Below are 15,670 nucleotides of genomic sequence, written 5' to 3' on the forward strand. Positions count from 1 at the left end.
GTTAATAATACATTATGTCCAACAAACTTATTCACACTGAGATAGAGAGAACGGTCGCACAATTCCCCGATTTGGTGGCCGTAGAAGGTTACGGCATGGACCTTACCTATCAGGAATTAAACAATTATGCCAACCAACTCGCCCATGCATTGCTGGAAGCTGATCTCCACCCGGAGGCATCTGTGGGGGTATATGCCGCCGGAGGACCGTTGCAGGTGATCAGCCTCCTGGCAGTCTTTAAGGCTGGCGGCAGATATGTGCCACTGTCGCCTGATCAGGCGATACTCCATGTGGAGCAGGTGCTCGAAGAAACGGAGACCACCATTGTAGTCACTACCTCGGAACACTATCCCGCACTGCATAAGGTCCTGTTCCCCAAAGAAACACCGATTCATACGGTGATCGTGCTGGACCAGCGATCAGACAAGGAGGTGCTGCTGGACGTGATTAAACAGGATGCGGCAGGATTTACAGTGACAGTGAGGGAAAATCCGTTCAGTACCGAAAATCCGGGGTTAAGCTACGACGACCGTAATGACGCGTATGTGTTTTATACCTCTGGTTCTACCGGGAAAAGCAAAGGGATCGTAGGGTCACATATAGCGCTGAGCCATTATATTCATTGGCACAGGAAGGAATGGGGCGTTGATACCGGTTTTCGTATCAGCCAGCTGGCGACCATGACCTTCGACGCTTCTCTGAAAGACATATTAACGGCATTGACATCAGGCGCTACCTTGTGCCTGCCAGAAAGCAGCATTAAAAACAATCCGGTGAAGCTGGTGGAATGGCTGCGGGCCGGCAATATCAGCCTGCTGCAAACGGTGCCTTCCTTATTCCGCCTGATCACGGCCGCGCTGCTGGAAACAAGACATCCGTTGTCCGCTCTCCGTTATGTAGTGCTTGCCGGTGAAAGGCTGTTAGGGTGCGATGTATTGAACTGGAAAGCAGCCAATGGCACCACTGCGAGATTGTCGAATCTGTACGGCCTGACAGAAACGACTATATTAAAAACCTGTTTTCATATTGAGCACTGGGACTGGCAGCCAGGAGAAGTGCTGCCAGTGGGATTTCCGATCAGTAACACGCTGGTGGCGGTGATTAATGGCAGCAACAACATCTGCGAAGATGGTGAAATAGGAGAGGTGTACATCAAAAGCCCCTATATCAGCAAAGGTTATCTCGATAAAAGTCTCAATACAAACAGCCTGGTGCAAAATCCGCTGGCCGGCGACGGCCGCGAGGACCTGGTCTGGCGGACAGGTGACCTGGGCAGGTACCGCGCAGACGGTTGCCTGGAGATACTGGGGCGCCGCGATGAGCAAATCAAGATCAACGGTGTCCGGATAGAACCGGAACAGGTGCGAATGGCTGTATTGAAGCAGGACGGGATTACCCGTGTGGAACTGTTGGTGCATAGCTCTGAAGCGGCAGGACAGGAACTGATCTGCTACTATACCGGCCACCGCTATGCAGCAGATGAGCTACGGCAGCTCCTGTCGCATGATCTTAATCCGGCCATGCTACCCAGCTATTACGTATGGATGGAGACCTTCCCGCTCAATATGAACGGAAAAGTAGACCGGAAGGCACTCCCCAGGCCGGAGGAAGTAACCTTGCGGACAAGCTATCAGCCACCGGAGCCCGGTCTCGAACAGCAACTGGCCCTGTTGTGGCAGCAGGTGCTGGGACTTGAGCGTATTGGCCGCGATGATAGTTTCTTTAATGTTGGCGGCTCATCGCTGAAAGCGATCCAGCTGATAGCGAAAATATATAAAGAGCTGGACGTACAACTGACCATTGCAGAACTCTTTGCCAACCCGGTGCTGTCGAAGCTGGCCGCATTGGTAGGACAGGCAAAACGGCAGGCCTATCATCCGATACCTAAGGTGCCCGAAGCCGACAGCTATGTGCTTTCCAATTCACAAAAGCGGTTATGGATAGCCAGCCAGCTGAAAGAGCAGTCGGTTGCTTACGACATACCAGTCCTTTACAGAATTGAAGGACCATTGGATATTTCCGCACTGGCAGAAGCATTCAGGCTTGTTGTGGAAAGACACGAAAGCCTGCGCACTACCTTTTTCCTGGAGGATGGAGAGCCGCGCCAGCGGATCCTGTCTGCTGCTCAATCGGGCGTGTCGATGCTTGTCCGTGATTTCCGGGACCAGCCCGATCCTGAGGCGGCAGCCCGGGAACGTGCACGACAGATCGGAACACATCACTTTGACCTGGAAAATGGCCCACTGTTCCTGATAGAGCTGCTCAGGATAACAGACAATACGTTCCTGCTGGCATGCTGTATTCATCATATTATTTCTGATGAATGGTCTATGCAGATAATGGGCCGTGAGGTAATAGCCATATACAATGCCCGCTCAAGGGACGTGTTGCCGGAGCTGCGGCCGCTCAATATACAATACAAAGATTATGCGTCCTGGCAGCAGCGGGAATTATCAGGGGAAGGGCTTGCTGCCACCCGGGAATATTGGCTGTCACGCTTTACCGGGGATCTGCCGGCACTGGAACTGCCAACCGACCGAAGCCGCCCTGCTATGCAGAGTTTCCGTGGCTCGCAGGTGAAGTTCGTGTTCGATGCCGAACAAAGCGCCGCGTTCGGGCAGCTGATCAAAAAACAGGAAGCGACCCTGTTCATCGGGTTACTGACATTGGTAAATGTATTGCTGTTCCGCTATAGTGACCAGAACGACCTCATTGTCGGCACACCGGTCGCAGGCCGTATACATCCTGACCTTGAAGACCAGATCGGCTATTATCTCAATACGCTCGCTCTAAGGAACACCATTTCCGGAGATGCTTCTTTTACACAAGTGCTGGACAGCGTACGGCAAACCACCATAGATGCCTTCTCCCATCAGGCATATCCGTTCGATCTGTTGGTTGACGAGTTGAAATTAGGAAGTGATTTAAGCCGGTCTCCTTTGTTTGATGTTGTTGTGATCCTGCAAAACATCGAACTGAATAATGAAGCAGACCTGGAAATGAACGGTGTGAACATCGACCTGGAAGTTGCCCGGATCGAAATCAGCAAATGTGACCTCCGTTTTCAGTTTAGCGAAGGAGGTGGTGTGCTCTACGGAAGCATAGAGTACAGCACAGATCTTTTCGACCGTAAGCGAATAGAGCGGATGACGCAGCACCTTCGCCAGCTGATGAGTTTTGTCAGTGACCACCCGCAGGCGCCCGTCAGCACGGCAGAATACCTGTCACCGGAAGAAAAGAGACAGGAGCTGCTGGCACAGCGGCTGTTCAATTCCAGCATAGAAGGAAATTTTTAAAATTAACCATTGAATCTATTATCATGTGTGGTATTACCGGTATAGTCTATAAAGACAAGCAGCGGCCTGTTGATGAAGGAATTATTCAAAGAATGGCTGATAAGATCATTCATCGCGGCCCGGATGACTACAAGACTTTTATAAAAGGCCATGTCGGCTTCGGATTTAGAAGATTGAGCATCATCGATCTTGAAATGGGCGCACAGCCTTTTGTTAGCCAGGACGGACAAATAGTGCTCATCTGCAATGGAGAGATTTATAATTACAAAGAGTTGAGAGCGGAAATGAAGGGCAGAGGATATCAGTTCCGGACCAATTCCGATATTGAGGTGCTGGTTCCCCTATATGAAACCTTTGGTGCCGATTTTCTGAAAAAACTGAATGGACAGTTCGCGCTTGCGATAGACGACAGGAAAAACGACCTGGTTCTCCTGGCCAGGGACCATTTCGGCATATGCCCGCTTTACTACACCGAACAGGATGAAGCACTGATATTCGGATCTGAAATAAAAGCCATCTTCGGAAATCCCGCCGTCAGGCGGCAAATAGATTTGAACGGGTTGGACCAGATATTGACCTATCCGTCCAATGTTAGTCCCACTACCATTTTCGCCAATATCTGTAGTGTAAAGCCGGGACATTACAACGTTTATAAAGACGGACAGATTAAAAGCCATGAATATTGGGACCTGGACTACCCTGACCTCCAGAATCCTTCGCAGGCCAGTAAAGACGAGGCCTATTATTTGGAAGGGATAGAGGCGCTGTTGAAAAAATCCGTGTCTTACCGCCTGAATGCAGATGTGCCTGTTGGGTTTTACCTGAGTGGCGGGTTAGACTCTTCCCTGATTGGCGCCCTGATGGCCCATGCGGCACCATCCAAAAAATTCCAGTCTTTTTCTGCAAGCTTCGGCGGCTCCATGGAGGATAAGACCATCAATGAGCAGAAATATCAGCAGCTGATGAGCAATTTTCTGAAGACAGAACACAATGATATCGCCTTCAGCTGGGCCGATGCGGAAAGTAAACTAAAGGAAGTGGTCTATTATGCCGAAACGCCCCTGAAAGAGACCTATAACCTCTGCTCAATCGCTTTGTCAGAAGCCGCCCGCCAAAAAGATATCAAAGTCGTGTTGTCCGGCGAGGGGGCAGATGAGTTGTTTGGAGGCTACGCCGGTTATAAGTTTGACACCATGAAGGGAGACAGTGATGATTCCGGGGACCTGAACGAGCTGCTCGACAAAGAGATCAGAAAAACCATATGGGGCGACCGGGAATTTATTTATGAGAAAAATGAGTACGACTTCAGGGAAACCAAACAATATCTTTATTCACCTGCACTCAATAAGACCTACGACAAGTTTGACTGTCTCAAAAGCGCCGTCGTGGACAAACGGCGGATGGTGGGAAAACACCGTTTCCATCAACGTTCCTATGCCGACTTCCGTTTGCGGCTTTCCGGCCACCTGATTGCGGACCATGGTGACAGGATGACCCTGGCCAACAGTGTAGAGGGAAGATATCCCTTCCTGGATATTGAACTGGTGGAATTTGTGAAAACGATACCCCCCGGAATGATGCTGAACAATTTCAATGAAAAATACCTGCTGAAAAAGGTGGCCCATAACTTCATACCACAGGATATTATATGGCGGGAAAAGTTCGGTTTTGTTGCCCCCGGAAGCCCGGCTTTGCTTAAAACCAATAAGGAATGGGTAAACGACCTGCTTTCCTATGACAGGATCAAAGCCCAGGGATTCTTTAACCCGGATGCCATTGAACAACTGAAGAAACTATATCTGTCAGATTCTTTTGTGTTCAATCCGCCCTATGATATCGACTTATTGATCATTGTCCTGACATTCAATATCATGCTTGATTTGTTTGGCGTTAACAACAACTAGAATTATGAAAATCAGTCAGATTCTTTCCGGTAAAATCAGGAGTACCATTTCGTTCATCGTGCTTTTCGGATTACTCAACAGCCTGTTGAATGGAATGCTGCTTTTCTTTATCAATGCTACCGTGACGGGGAAAACACTTTCGTTCCCGGATGCATATAAATTACCGTTGTTTGTGGGCATTGTGTTGGTGGCGCTTGTCTGCTCCAGGTTTTTCCAGGTTTATATGATCCGGCTTACCAGCAACATCACTTTCGAATTTGAGAAAAACATTCTTGAAAAGATCCGTTGCTCCACACTCACGGAGTTTGATGCACTGGGAAAGGAAAATATTTATACCGCTGTCAATGATACCAGGTCGCTGGCACATATCCCCGAAATTTTTATGAATGCATTCAATGCCATGGTGGTAGTGCTTTGTTGTTTTGGTTATATGTTCTGGGCGGCGCCGCTGGGAGGGCTGGTGATATTGATGACCATGACGGTCCTGCTGGTAGTATATCTTATCAGAAACAAGGGTATTCAGAAAGACCTGAATCGTCAGCGTGACCTGCAGAATAATTACTATCGCTATTTAAATGACGCTATACATGGTTTTAGGGAACTGAAGCTGAATGTGCTCAGAAGCAATAATGTGTACTATAACTGGATATTTCCTAACAGGGAACAGAACAGGCAGCTGACCAACAAAACATCCATTAAGTACCTGGATAATGAGATATCCGGTACTTACAGCTGGTACGTGATTTTCGGCGTGATTATGTTTGTTTTGCCACTGGTGATGAAAACCAGCACTTCCACGCAGGCGGCGTTTCTTGTTACCATCATGTACCTGATTGGCCCTGTCGCTATCCTGGTGACCATTATTCCCACCTACAATTCCTTAAAGATCGCCTATGAAAGGCTGATCATCTTTAACCACAGGCTTAGTATCAATGAGGGGGAGTTTACTGCCAGGGATTTACAGCGCGCATCGGGTGGTTTTTCCGACCTGGAGTTTGTGGACGTAAAATATCAGTATGTCAGTAGTAACAACAAAACCACCACTTTCCTCATGTCTCCCATCAATATGCGTATTGAGCAGGGTGAAGTCATCTTCGTCATAGGTGGCAATGGTAGCGGGAAAAGCACGTTTGGCCTGCTGCTTACGGGGCTTGTCAGGCCCAGGTCGGGCAAGATATTGCTAAACGGAAATGACCTGTTGTCTGAAGATATTGGGCACTACCGGAGCTATTTTTCAGCTGTTTTTACGGACGGGCATCTGTTTAATGAGAACTATGACAAGGTCGATATGACAACCACTAATACAGAGTTGTACGAGTTGATCTCTCTGCTTAAGTTGAGCGATAAAATAGAATTGGAGAATGACGGTGACAGGTTTAATCATAATCTGTCAAAGGGGCAAAGAAAGCGCCTCGCGCTGATCTATGCGCTGCTTGAAAGCAAACCGGTAATAGTGCTGGATGAATGGGCCGCAGAGCAGGACCCGAATTTCAGGCGGTACTTTTATACAGAGCTTGTACCGCTGTTGCAGAAAAATGGTAAAACGGTAATTGTCATTACCCATGATGATGAATACTACCGGTATGCCAGCAGGATCATAAAATTCAATTTTGGAGAAATAACCTATGACAGCAGCAAACAGGAAATCGTGCAGGATGTGAGCTGATTTAAACCCAACGTAGTTATGGAAACGCTTTTAACCCGTCTTACGCTTGCTGAGAGCCTGAGGAAGACGGCGATGTCTGATAAACAAATAACACTGGTCAGGGGTGGGGAAGACTGCTACTCCATTTCCTATCGCGATTTTTATCACCAGGTGCTGCATATGGCGGCGGCCTTGCAGGCATTGGGATTGGAGGAAAGAAGTGAAATGGTGATCATTATCAGCGATAATGAGCTTTTCCTGAAATTGTTCTGGGCCTGTATCCTCGCCAAAATCATTGTGGTGCCCGTAGCACCGGGCAGCCAGGAACAACACAAGGAAAAAGTATGGAACATCCTGCATCAGCTTGAACAACCTTCCATTGTTGCGGAGGAAAGTTTTTACCGGGACTTTGATGCTTATATTAAAAATAATCATTCCGCAGATGCCGGCAGGATAAAGCGGATTGACATAGCGGACCTTCATATGGCGGGGGATAGCAGGACACCTGTGCTACCACGGATATACGAAGAGGACGTGGCTTATATACAGTATTCATCCGGCTCCACCGGAGATCCCAAAGGGGTGGTGCTTACACACGCCAACCTTTTGTCCAATACCCGGGCTATCGCTTCCCGTCTGGCCATTTCAGCACGAGATGTAGCCTTGTCATGGTTGCCACTGACGCATGATATGGGCATGATTTGCTTTCATCTTACAAATGTTGTGGCGGCGTGTGACCAGGTGATTATGCCTACCACGCTTTTCATCAAGCGCCCGTTGCTCTGGATGGAGCTAGCCACCCGGTTTAAGGCTTCCATATTGTATTCTCCCAATTTTGGGCTCCAGTATCTCATGAAATCCATGGAGTCCGGTGAACAGACGATAAGATGGCAGCTTGATCATGTAAGGGTGATCGTAAATGGAGCAGAACCTATTTCCGAGACTATCACCAGGCGATTCGTCCAGCTATTGCGCGGCCATGGACTGGGAGAACATACAATGTTTCCGGGTTACGGCCTTGCAGAAGCTTCTGTGGCGGTGACCTTGCCGGATGTAGGCCATCAGCTCACATTTGTTTATTGCAAGCGGCAGCAGCTGAAAACAGGTGAACAGATTATACCCGGAAGCGCGGACGACGAGGAAAGCCTGGGCTTTGCCGATTGTGGACATCCGGTACCGGATTGCCAGGTGAGAATTGCGGACGACGAAGATGTTGTCCTGCCCGCCATGTTCATTGGCAATATCCAGGTAAAAGGAAAGAACGTTACTGCCGGCTACTATCGTCAGCCGGACCATTCGGGCCTGTTTACTGCAGATGGCTGGCTCCGTACAGGAGATATAGGGTTCCTTCATCACCAAAACCTGGTGATAACAGGAAGGAAGAAAAATATCATCATCGTCAACGGGCAAAATTATTATCCGCATGACATCGAACAACTGACAGAGCGGGAACTGGATATCAGACCTGGCAGCGTGGTGGCTGTTGGTGTGGCTGCGCCGCAAGTCGCTGCGCAGATAGTACTGTTTGTTTTATTCAAGGGTAGTATAAATACTTTTTTCCATCAGGCAATTCGTATCAGGGAACTCCTGGCAGCCAGGATGGACATCTATCCGGATTATATATTGCCGATACGCAGCATCCCTAAAACCACCAGCGGAAAAGTAATGCATTTCCGGTTGAAAGAAGCGCTCCTGAATGGTTCCTTCGACCAGGAGATAGCGACGATGCAACAAATGGAACGGGACCACGAAAACCTGGCAAACAATAAGGATGTCGCTACCGTACTGACAACCATCTTAAAACAAGTGGGTATCCATGGTGATATCCACCCGGACGAAAGTATGTTCAATGCCGGATTGAGCAGCCTGAAAGCTATGTCGTTGATCAACGCGCTTAGCCGGCATCAATATGATATATCCTTTTCCATGCTGTACGAAGCAGGCACTAAAAGAGGCCTGGAAGCGCTGCTGCAACAAAGGCAAAAAAGCAGTAGTACGGAGCAGGCCATACGTAAAGCTCCCGGTGAAACGTCTTATCCGCTCAGCTGGGGCCAGAAGCAGATCTACGTGGCCCATATGATGGCGCCGGATTCCGCCAACCTGAACATCTCCTTTTCGGTGGAGATGCAGGGCCAGTTGGACGAAAGCCTGCTGAAAGAAGCATTCTGCCTGTTGATACTGCGACATGACGTGCTCAGGACCGCCATTCAATGGAAAGACAATGAGCCGGTCCAGGTGTTGTGCCCGCCGGAGCAGGTACAACCGGTATGGTTAAACGAAGATTTGACAGCATTGGACTGCCCGGTGACACGGTTGGAAGAGCAAAAACGTTTGCTGGCGCGTTTTCCGTTTAACCTGGAGCAGGCGCCCCTGCACCGTTGCTGTCTGTTGAAGACGGCCCCTGATAAATGGGTGCTTATTTTTTCCATACATCACATCATCAGCGATGGCTGGTCCATTCAACTGATAGGAAAGGAATGGGAACAGCTGTACCGGATGCTTAAAGAAGGGGTAGCCGTACCGCAACCTGCACCGGAGAAAATACAGTATAAGGATTTTGTCTTCTGGCAACAACAATTACAGCTGACAGAAAAATACCGGAAGAATCGCCTGTTCTGGGAGCAATACCTTATGGGGTCTGCGACTGGCGTTCGTATTCCTCCGTCTGTTGACAGACAGACGACTGAAAAAGGCATTGCCAAAGGAGACGTATTTAAAAAATACTTTCCGGCAGAAATGACCGAGAGTGTCCACGACGTCGCCCGTACGCAGGACGTATCTGTCTTTAGCGTGCTGATAGCTGCCATAGCATTACTGATCAACAAGTATAATTATACCGACAGGGAGGACATGCTGATTGGGATAGATACGGCAGGCCGTACTCATCCACAACTGGAAGACCAGATAGGATATTTTCTGCATGCGCTGCCTGTTAATATACAACCGGATGCGGCTGATAATTGTGCTGCATTCCTGAAGAAGCTCCATCATGATCTTTTGCTGATCTACGATCATCAGACATTCAATATGGAGGATATTAACAGCGCTCATGGGAAAGTGACTGACTTTACCACATATAACGTACTGGTCATATTCCAGAATTTTGAGGAGGTACTGGGCTTCGATACGGTTTTTGCGGATCTGAAGGCACACACTGAAGAAATCGAAAACGATACCTGCCTGAACGATATGCTCTTCGAATTCAGTATAGACAAAGGCGTTTTGTGCCTGAAAGTGAAGTACAGTACAGTCTTGTACGATGCGGCATATGTATCGGGGATATGTGACCATTTGGAAAATATATTGCAACAGGTGTGTCAACATCCGGCTGTTCCTGTTGATCAGGTGATGATGCTGTCGTCTGAAGAAAGGGAACAGGTATTGTATGGATTTAACGATACCCATGTTGACTGGGCGCTGCCGGATACAGATCTGATGAAGATTTTTGAGCGCCAGGTGGCGCTCCGGCCGGATGCCACAGCACTTATTTGCGAAGGAAAGACTATCTCCTATGGAGAGTTAGACCGGCGCGCCAATCAGGTGGCCGGAATAATTGCCGGTTTACCTGGGGATAGCCATGATAAGCTGGTTGGCATTAGTACGGGCCGGAATGAGTTCCTGGTAGTTGGTATCCTGGGAGTTCTTAAAGCGGGGGCAGCCTATGTTCCTATTGATCCTGAGTATCCTGCGGAGCGGATACGTTATGTCCTTGAGCATAGCCGGTTGGCGCTGGTGCTGACTGACGGGTCATTGCATGGGTGTAATGATAGTATACAGACGTTGTCACTGATTGATATTGCAGCAACAGCGATAGCTACCGGATACAGGGATGCAGTGTCGCCTGATCAGCTGGCATATGTGATCTATACTTCCGGATCAACTGGCCATCCCAAAGGTGTGATGGTGTCGCGGCGATCACTCACCAATTATATACATGCCTTTGGCGCTTATTTTAACATCGGTACAGCTGACAGGGTTGTATTACAGTCATCCATCGCTTTTGATACGATGGTGGAAGAGATGTTTCCGGTACTGTTTAAAGGGGGAGTATTGGTATTGTCAACAGCAGGAGGGCGGGATACAGATGCCCTGGCTGACCTGATTGAAAAACAGCAGATCACGGTGTTGAGCGTGACACCGCTGGTGTTGAATGAACTAAATAACCGTCTGACATTTCCTGGTCCGCTCAGAACGATCATTAGCGGGGGAGATGAGTTGTTGCCTTCCCATATCAATCATTTGTTCGGCGAAGTGCCCTTATTCAATACATACGGGCCAACGGAAACAACGGTATGTGCTTCTTATTTTCCGGTAACAGACATTACAAAAACACATTTTATCGGGAAGCCGATTGCCAATACGCAGGTGTATATATTGGACCATGAGCTTCATCCGCAACCAGTCGCTGTTCCCGGGGAGATATGTATAGCCGGTGAAGGAGTGGCGCTTGGCTACCTGAATAATTTGTCTTTAACGAATGAGCGGTTTATCGCTAACCCTTACGGCCAGGGTCTTCTGTACCGCACCGGAGATATTGGCCGATGGGACTATGCCGGAAATGTGGAGTTTTTGGGCCGCAGGGACACCCAGGTAAAGGTGCGGGGGTATCGTATTGAATTGGGGGAGATAGAAAAGTGCCTGCTTGGCTCAGGGTTAGTGGACCAGGTGGTTGCAGATGTTTTCCTCAACAGCAATGAAAAAACGCTGGTAGCCTATTACACGGGCGATGATGATGCCGCGGTAGTATTAAGGGAATACCTGCATGCAAGATTGCCCTACTATATGGTGCCTGCATTTTTTGTTCGGTTGACGCAGTTACCGTTAACCCCCAATGGTAAGATAAACAGGAAGTTATTACCGCCGCCGGAAGCCGGTCCCCGCGTATATCATCCTCCTCAGACAGAAACAGAAAAAGCCTTGGCCCATCTATGGGAAAATATTTTGCAACATCCCCGTATCAGCATGAATGATAATTTTTTTGAGATAGGCGGCCAGTCGCTGAAAGCGATACAGGTGATCTCCAAAGTGTTTAAGGATTTCTCCGTTAAACTGGAGCTGCGGGACCTTTTTGCGAACCCTGTCCTGGCACAGTTTACCGAGCGGGTGGAGATTATGATGTGGCTGAATGCTCCTGCGAAACCAGATTTAGCTAATAACGTAGATGAAATTATTATATGAAGAATTTACAAATTTTACTGAATGAACTTCGGAAGCTGGGCGTACAGATTCAGCTTGTGGACTCCCAGCTTAAGATCAATGCGCCGGCTGGGGTATTGACACCTGCTTACCTGGACCAGATCAGGGATAACAAAGCAGCTATTATTGCTTATCTCGGTGAGGTGAGGAAGGAGGTTTACCAGCCTATACCCAGAGTAGCTCCAATGGAGAGTTATGAATTGTCAAACTCTCAGAAGCGGGTTTGGGTGGTCAGTCAGTTTAATGAGCAGTCGGTAGCATATAATATATCGGCCCTTTACAGAATGAAGGGCACATTGGATACAAATGCACTGTCTGTAGCCATTCACCGACTGGTGGAGCGCCATGAAAGCCTGCGTACAGTTTTTGTGCTTCGTGACGGCGAGCCAAGGCAGCGTATTCAATCGGTACAGGAGGCGAATATAAAGCTGGTGGTACATGATTTTAGCGATAAGGCAGATGCGGAAAGTATGGCGTTGGATACGGCGAGCCAGATAAGTATGCAGCAGTTTGACCTGGAAAACGGACCGCTTTTCCGGCTGGAGATATTTCGTATAACCGATACCGTATCTATACTGCTATGTTCCATGCATCACATTATTTCCGATGAATGGTCTATGCAGGTCATGGTACGGGAGATCAACCTGTTGTATAACACTGTTGTGGAGGGGAAAGAAGTGCACCTGCCCGAGCTGTCAATTCAATACAAGGATTATGCTGCCTGGCAACAACAGGAACTAGCCGGTGAGCAGTTTAAGGCACACCGTGCGTATTGGTTGTCTCATTTTGAAGGAGACCTGCCGGTGCTGGAGCTGCCCACAGACTATAACCGTCCTGCCATGTTGAAACACCAGGGCGCGTATCTGCGGCATCGCTTCACTGCCAGCCAGACTGCCGGTTTCCAACAGCTGCTGAAGGAACAGCAGGCTACCTTGTTTATGGGCGTTATGGCGCTTGTGAATATCCTGTTATACCGTTACAGCGGACAGTCAGACCTGATCATAGGTACTCCTGTAGCGGGCCGCGAACATCCTGACCTGGAAGAGCAGGTAGGGTTCTATGTCAACACCCTGGCTTTCAGAAATAACATTGTTGCGGAAGACAGTTTTGTGAAAGTGCTTGAACATACCAGACAAACAACCATGCAGGGCTTTACGCACCAGGCATATCCCTTTGATCTGCTGATAGATGAACTGGGGCTGAAACGTGACCTGAGCCGCTCTCCGATGTTCGATGTAATGGTGGTGTGGCATAGCGGCGGTCAGGACAGCAAGGCTGACCTGGCGCTGAAAGGGATGCAGGCCGAACGGCTGCAACTTGGTGATGTTGTCAGCAAATTTGATCTGACGTTCTATTTCGATAAAAATGATGACGGGCTGCAGCTTCACATCGAATATAATACAGTATTGTATCACCCGTCCCGGATAGAGCGGATGGCGGCTCATCTGCATTGCCTCCTGGACCAGATACTTCAGTCTCCGGAAATGAGCGTGGGCGAGCTTAATTATATTCCATCGGAAGAACAACATTTGTTGTTGCATGTATTCAATGCTACCGCTAAAGACCGGGGATTGAAAAAACAGCATCTGGTGAGCTGCTTTGAGCAGCAGGTATCGCTGCACCCGGACGAGACAGCGTTTGTCAGCGGAGAAAAAACATTTTCTTTCCGGGAGTTGGACCGTTTGTCCAATCAATTGGCAAACCGGCTGCAGCGCAGCCACGGTATCAACGGAAACCCGTTGATAGGAATCAGTACCGCACGCAATGAATATTTGGTTATTGGTATCCTGGGTATTCTGAAGGCGGGTGCCGGGTACGTTCCGCTGGACCCTGCATATCCGGCAGACAGGCTGGATTATATCATTGAAGACAGCGGGCTGCAGCTGATCCTGGCAGATGACACTACCAGCGGTTATGAAGGAAAAGTGCCGGTGTTGGACCTGAGTGACGAAGAAACGTTGAAAGGTTATGCAGACACCGCTGTGGCTGCGGCTTATCAACAGGAAGATATTGCGTACGTGATTTATACATCGGGTTCAACAGGGCGTCCCAAAGGGGTATTGGTCCGCCAGGCAGGCGTTGTCAACGTGCTTGGTTTTATAAAGGAGCAACTAGGTATTAGTATGGCTGACAGGTGGGTGGCGATCACCACCTATACTTTTGATATGTCGGTGGTAGAGTTGCTGTTGCCGTTAACAATGGGATGCCGGCTCATAGTGGCCGGGAATAACGAATGCAACATGCCTGACTTGTTAGGCGCGTTGTTGGAAGCCAGCAAAGCTACGGTGTTACAGGCGACGCCCGGCATGTGGAACCTATTGCTGGAAAGTGGCTGGAAAGGCCGCAAAGGCTTACAGGTAATTTCAGGAGGGGAAGCCATGAGCGAGGGGTTGGCCCGTCAGCTGCTGGAGCGCACAGGTCGCGTGTGGAATATGTACGGTCCAACTGAGACAACTATTTTCTCTACTGCACTGGAAATAACCCGTCCGGACCAGGCCCATCTGATAGGAAAGCCTGTCACCAATACACAGCTGTATATCCTTGATGCGCGGCAACAGCTGCAACCGGTAGGTGTTCCGGGTGAGCTGTGTATAGCCGGCGATGGCCTTGCCAGGGGCTATCTGAACAACGATTTACTGACCAGTGACCGCTTTATTCCCAATCCATATGGTGAAGGGAAGTTATATCGCACAGGCGATATTGCCAGCTGGACTGCCACCGGAGAAGTAACATTTTACGGACGTAGAGACAACCAGGTAAAGATCCGTGGGTATCGTATTGAACTGGGCGAGATAGAAGAAAGTTTGCTCGCTTCCGGTCTGTTGCGCCAGGCGGTCGTTACTGTATATCAGAACGGAGCGGAGAAGGCGCTGGTGGCTTATTATACGGCAGATAATACCGTTGCTGTTACAGAGCTGCGTTCCTGGCTGCAAAACCGTTTACCGCAGTATATGGTCCCTGCTTATTTCATGGAGCTGACTCAGTTCCCGTTGACCAGTAACGGGAAAGTAAACCGCAAAGTGCTGCCGGCGCCACAGGCCCAGCGGCAGGTTTTCCGCGCACCTGTTACTGATACGGAACAGGCGCTGGCCCGCATCTGGGAAGAAGTGCTGGGAAATGGCCGGGTAGGTCTGGATGATAACTTTTTCGAGATAGGAGGACATTCCCTGAAAGTGATACAGGTCAACTCCCGTATTCTGAGAGAGCTCTCCGTAAAACTGAACCTGGAAGATTTGTTTGTTAATCCGCTGCTCTCACAACTTTCGGATAAGATCGATATGCTGTTATGGATCAATAACCCCGTTGCTGCTGATTTATCAGGTAACACAGATGAAATATTTCTATGAAAATGGAATTGTTATTAAATGAACTCCGGAAAATAGGCGTCCAACTTCAGCTGGTTGATACGCAGCTGAAGTTGAATGCGCCGGCAGGTGCTTTGACACCGGATTTGATCGGGCAGATCAGAGAAAATAAGGACGCCATTATTGCCTATCTGAAAGCCGTTAAAAAGGAGATATATCATGCTATCCCTGTTGCGGCGGCGATGGAGCACTACCCGCTGTCGCACTCACAGCAACGGCTATGGGTACTGGAGCAGCTGCAGGGACATGCGGCTACGTATAACA

The 15,670-nt window shown here is 48.9% G+C and carries 5 protein-coding genes and 3 pseudogenes; all 8 read left to right on the forward strand.

Annotated elements, in window-relative coordinates:
• Positions 1–14 precede the first annotated feature (14 nt).
• On the forward strand, positions 15–3,296 hold the full coding sequence (locus ACTJJS_RS06705; protein ID WP_440662965.1) for a condensation domain-containing protein: 3,282 nt from the start codon (positions 15–17) through the stop codon (positions 3,294–3,296).
• Between the two features lie 23 nt (positions 3,297–3,319).
• Complete coding sequence (gene asnB / locus ACTJJS_RS06710) at positions 3,320–5,200, forward strand: asparagine synthase (glutamine-hydrolyzing) (RefSeq protein WP_343746992.1); 1,881 nt, start codon at positions 3,320–3,322, stop codon at positions 5,198–5,200.
• Positions 5,201–5,204: 4 nt separating this feature from the next.
• Entirely contained in the window at positions 5,205–6,866 is a 1,662-nt protein-coding gene (locus ACTJJS_RS06715) for a cyclic peptide export ABC transporter (RefSeq protein ID WP_440662966.1), read from the forward strand.
• Positions 6,867–6,938: 72 nt separating this feature from the next.
• Positions 6,939–10,214: pseudogene (locus ACTJJS_RS06720) on the forward strand (condensation domain-containing protein); the annotation flags it as partial.
• A 135-nt stretch (positions 10,215–10,349) separates the two neighbouring features.
• A pseudogene (locus ACTJJS_RS06725) lies at positions 10,350–11,456 on the forward strand (amino acid adenylation domain-containing protein); the annotation flags it as partial.
• A 315-nt stretch (positions 11,457–11,771) separates the two neighbouring features.
• Positions 11,772–12,023: pseudogene (locus ACTJJS_RS06730) on the forward strand (phosphopantetheine-binding protein); the annotation flags it as partial.
• On the forward strand, positions 12,020–15,388 hold the full coding sequence (locus ACTJJS_RS06735; protein WP_440662967.1) for a non-ribosomal peptide synthetase: 3,369 nt from the start codon (positions 12,020–12,022) through the stop codon (positions 15,386–15,388). The pseudogene ACTJJS_RS06730 and the gene ACTJJS_RS06735, both read left to right, overlap by 4 nt.
• A 2-nt stretch (positions 15,389–15,390) precedes the next feature.
• A partial coding sequence (locus ACTJJS_RS06740) for a hypothetical protein (RefSeq protein ID WP_440662968.1) occupies positions 15,391–15,670 on the forward strand: 280 nt, incomplete at its 3' end.

It is taken from the genome of Chitinophaga sp. 22308, assembly GCF_052045305.1.
In the GTDB taxonomy this organism is placed as follows: domain Bacteria; phylum Bacteroidota; class Bacteroidia; order Chitinophagales; family Chitinophagaceae; genus Chitinophaga; species Chitinophaga varians_A.

What these genes read in the sequence shown, in the direction of transcription:
- ACTJJS_RS06705 (WP_440662965.1), top strand. Translation starts at nt 15, where the DNA reads ATGTCCAACAAACTTATTCACACTGAGATAGAGAGAACGGTCGCACAA.
- asnB (WP_343746992.1), top strand. Translation starts at nt 3,320, where the DNA reads ATGTGTGGTATTACCGGTATAGTCTATAAAGACAAGCAGCGGCCTGTT.
- ACTJJS_RS06715 (WP_440662966.1), top strand. Translation starts at nt 5,205, where the DNA reads ATGAAAATCAGTCAGATTCTTTCCGGTAAAATCAGGAGTACCATTTCG.
- ACTJJS_RS06735 (WP_440662967.1), top strand. Translation starts at nt 12,020, where the DNA reads ATGAAGAATTTACAAATTTTACTGAATGAACTTCGGAAGCTGGGCGTA.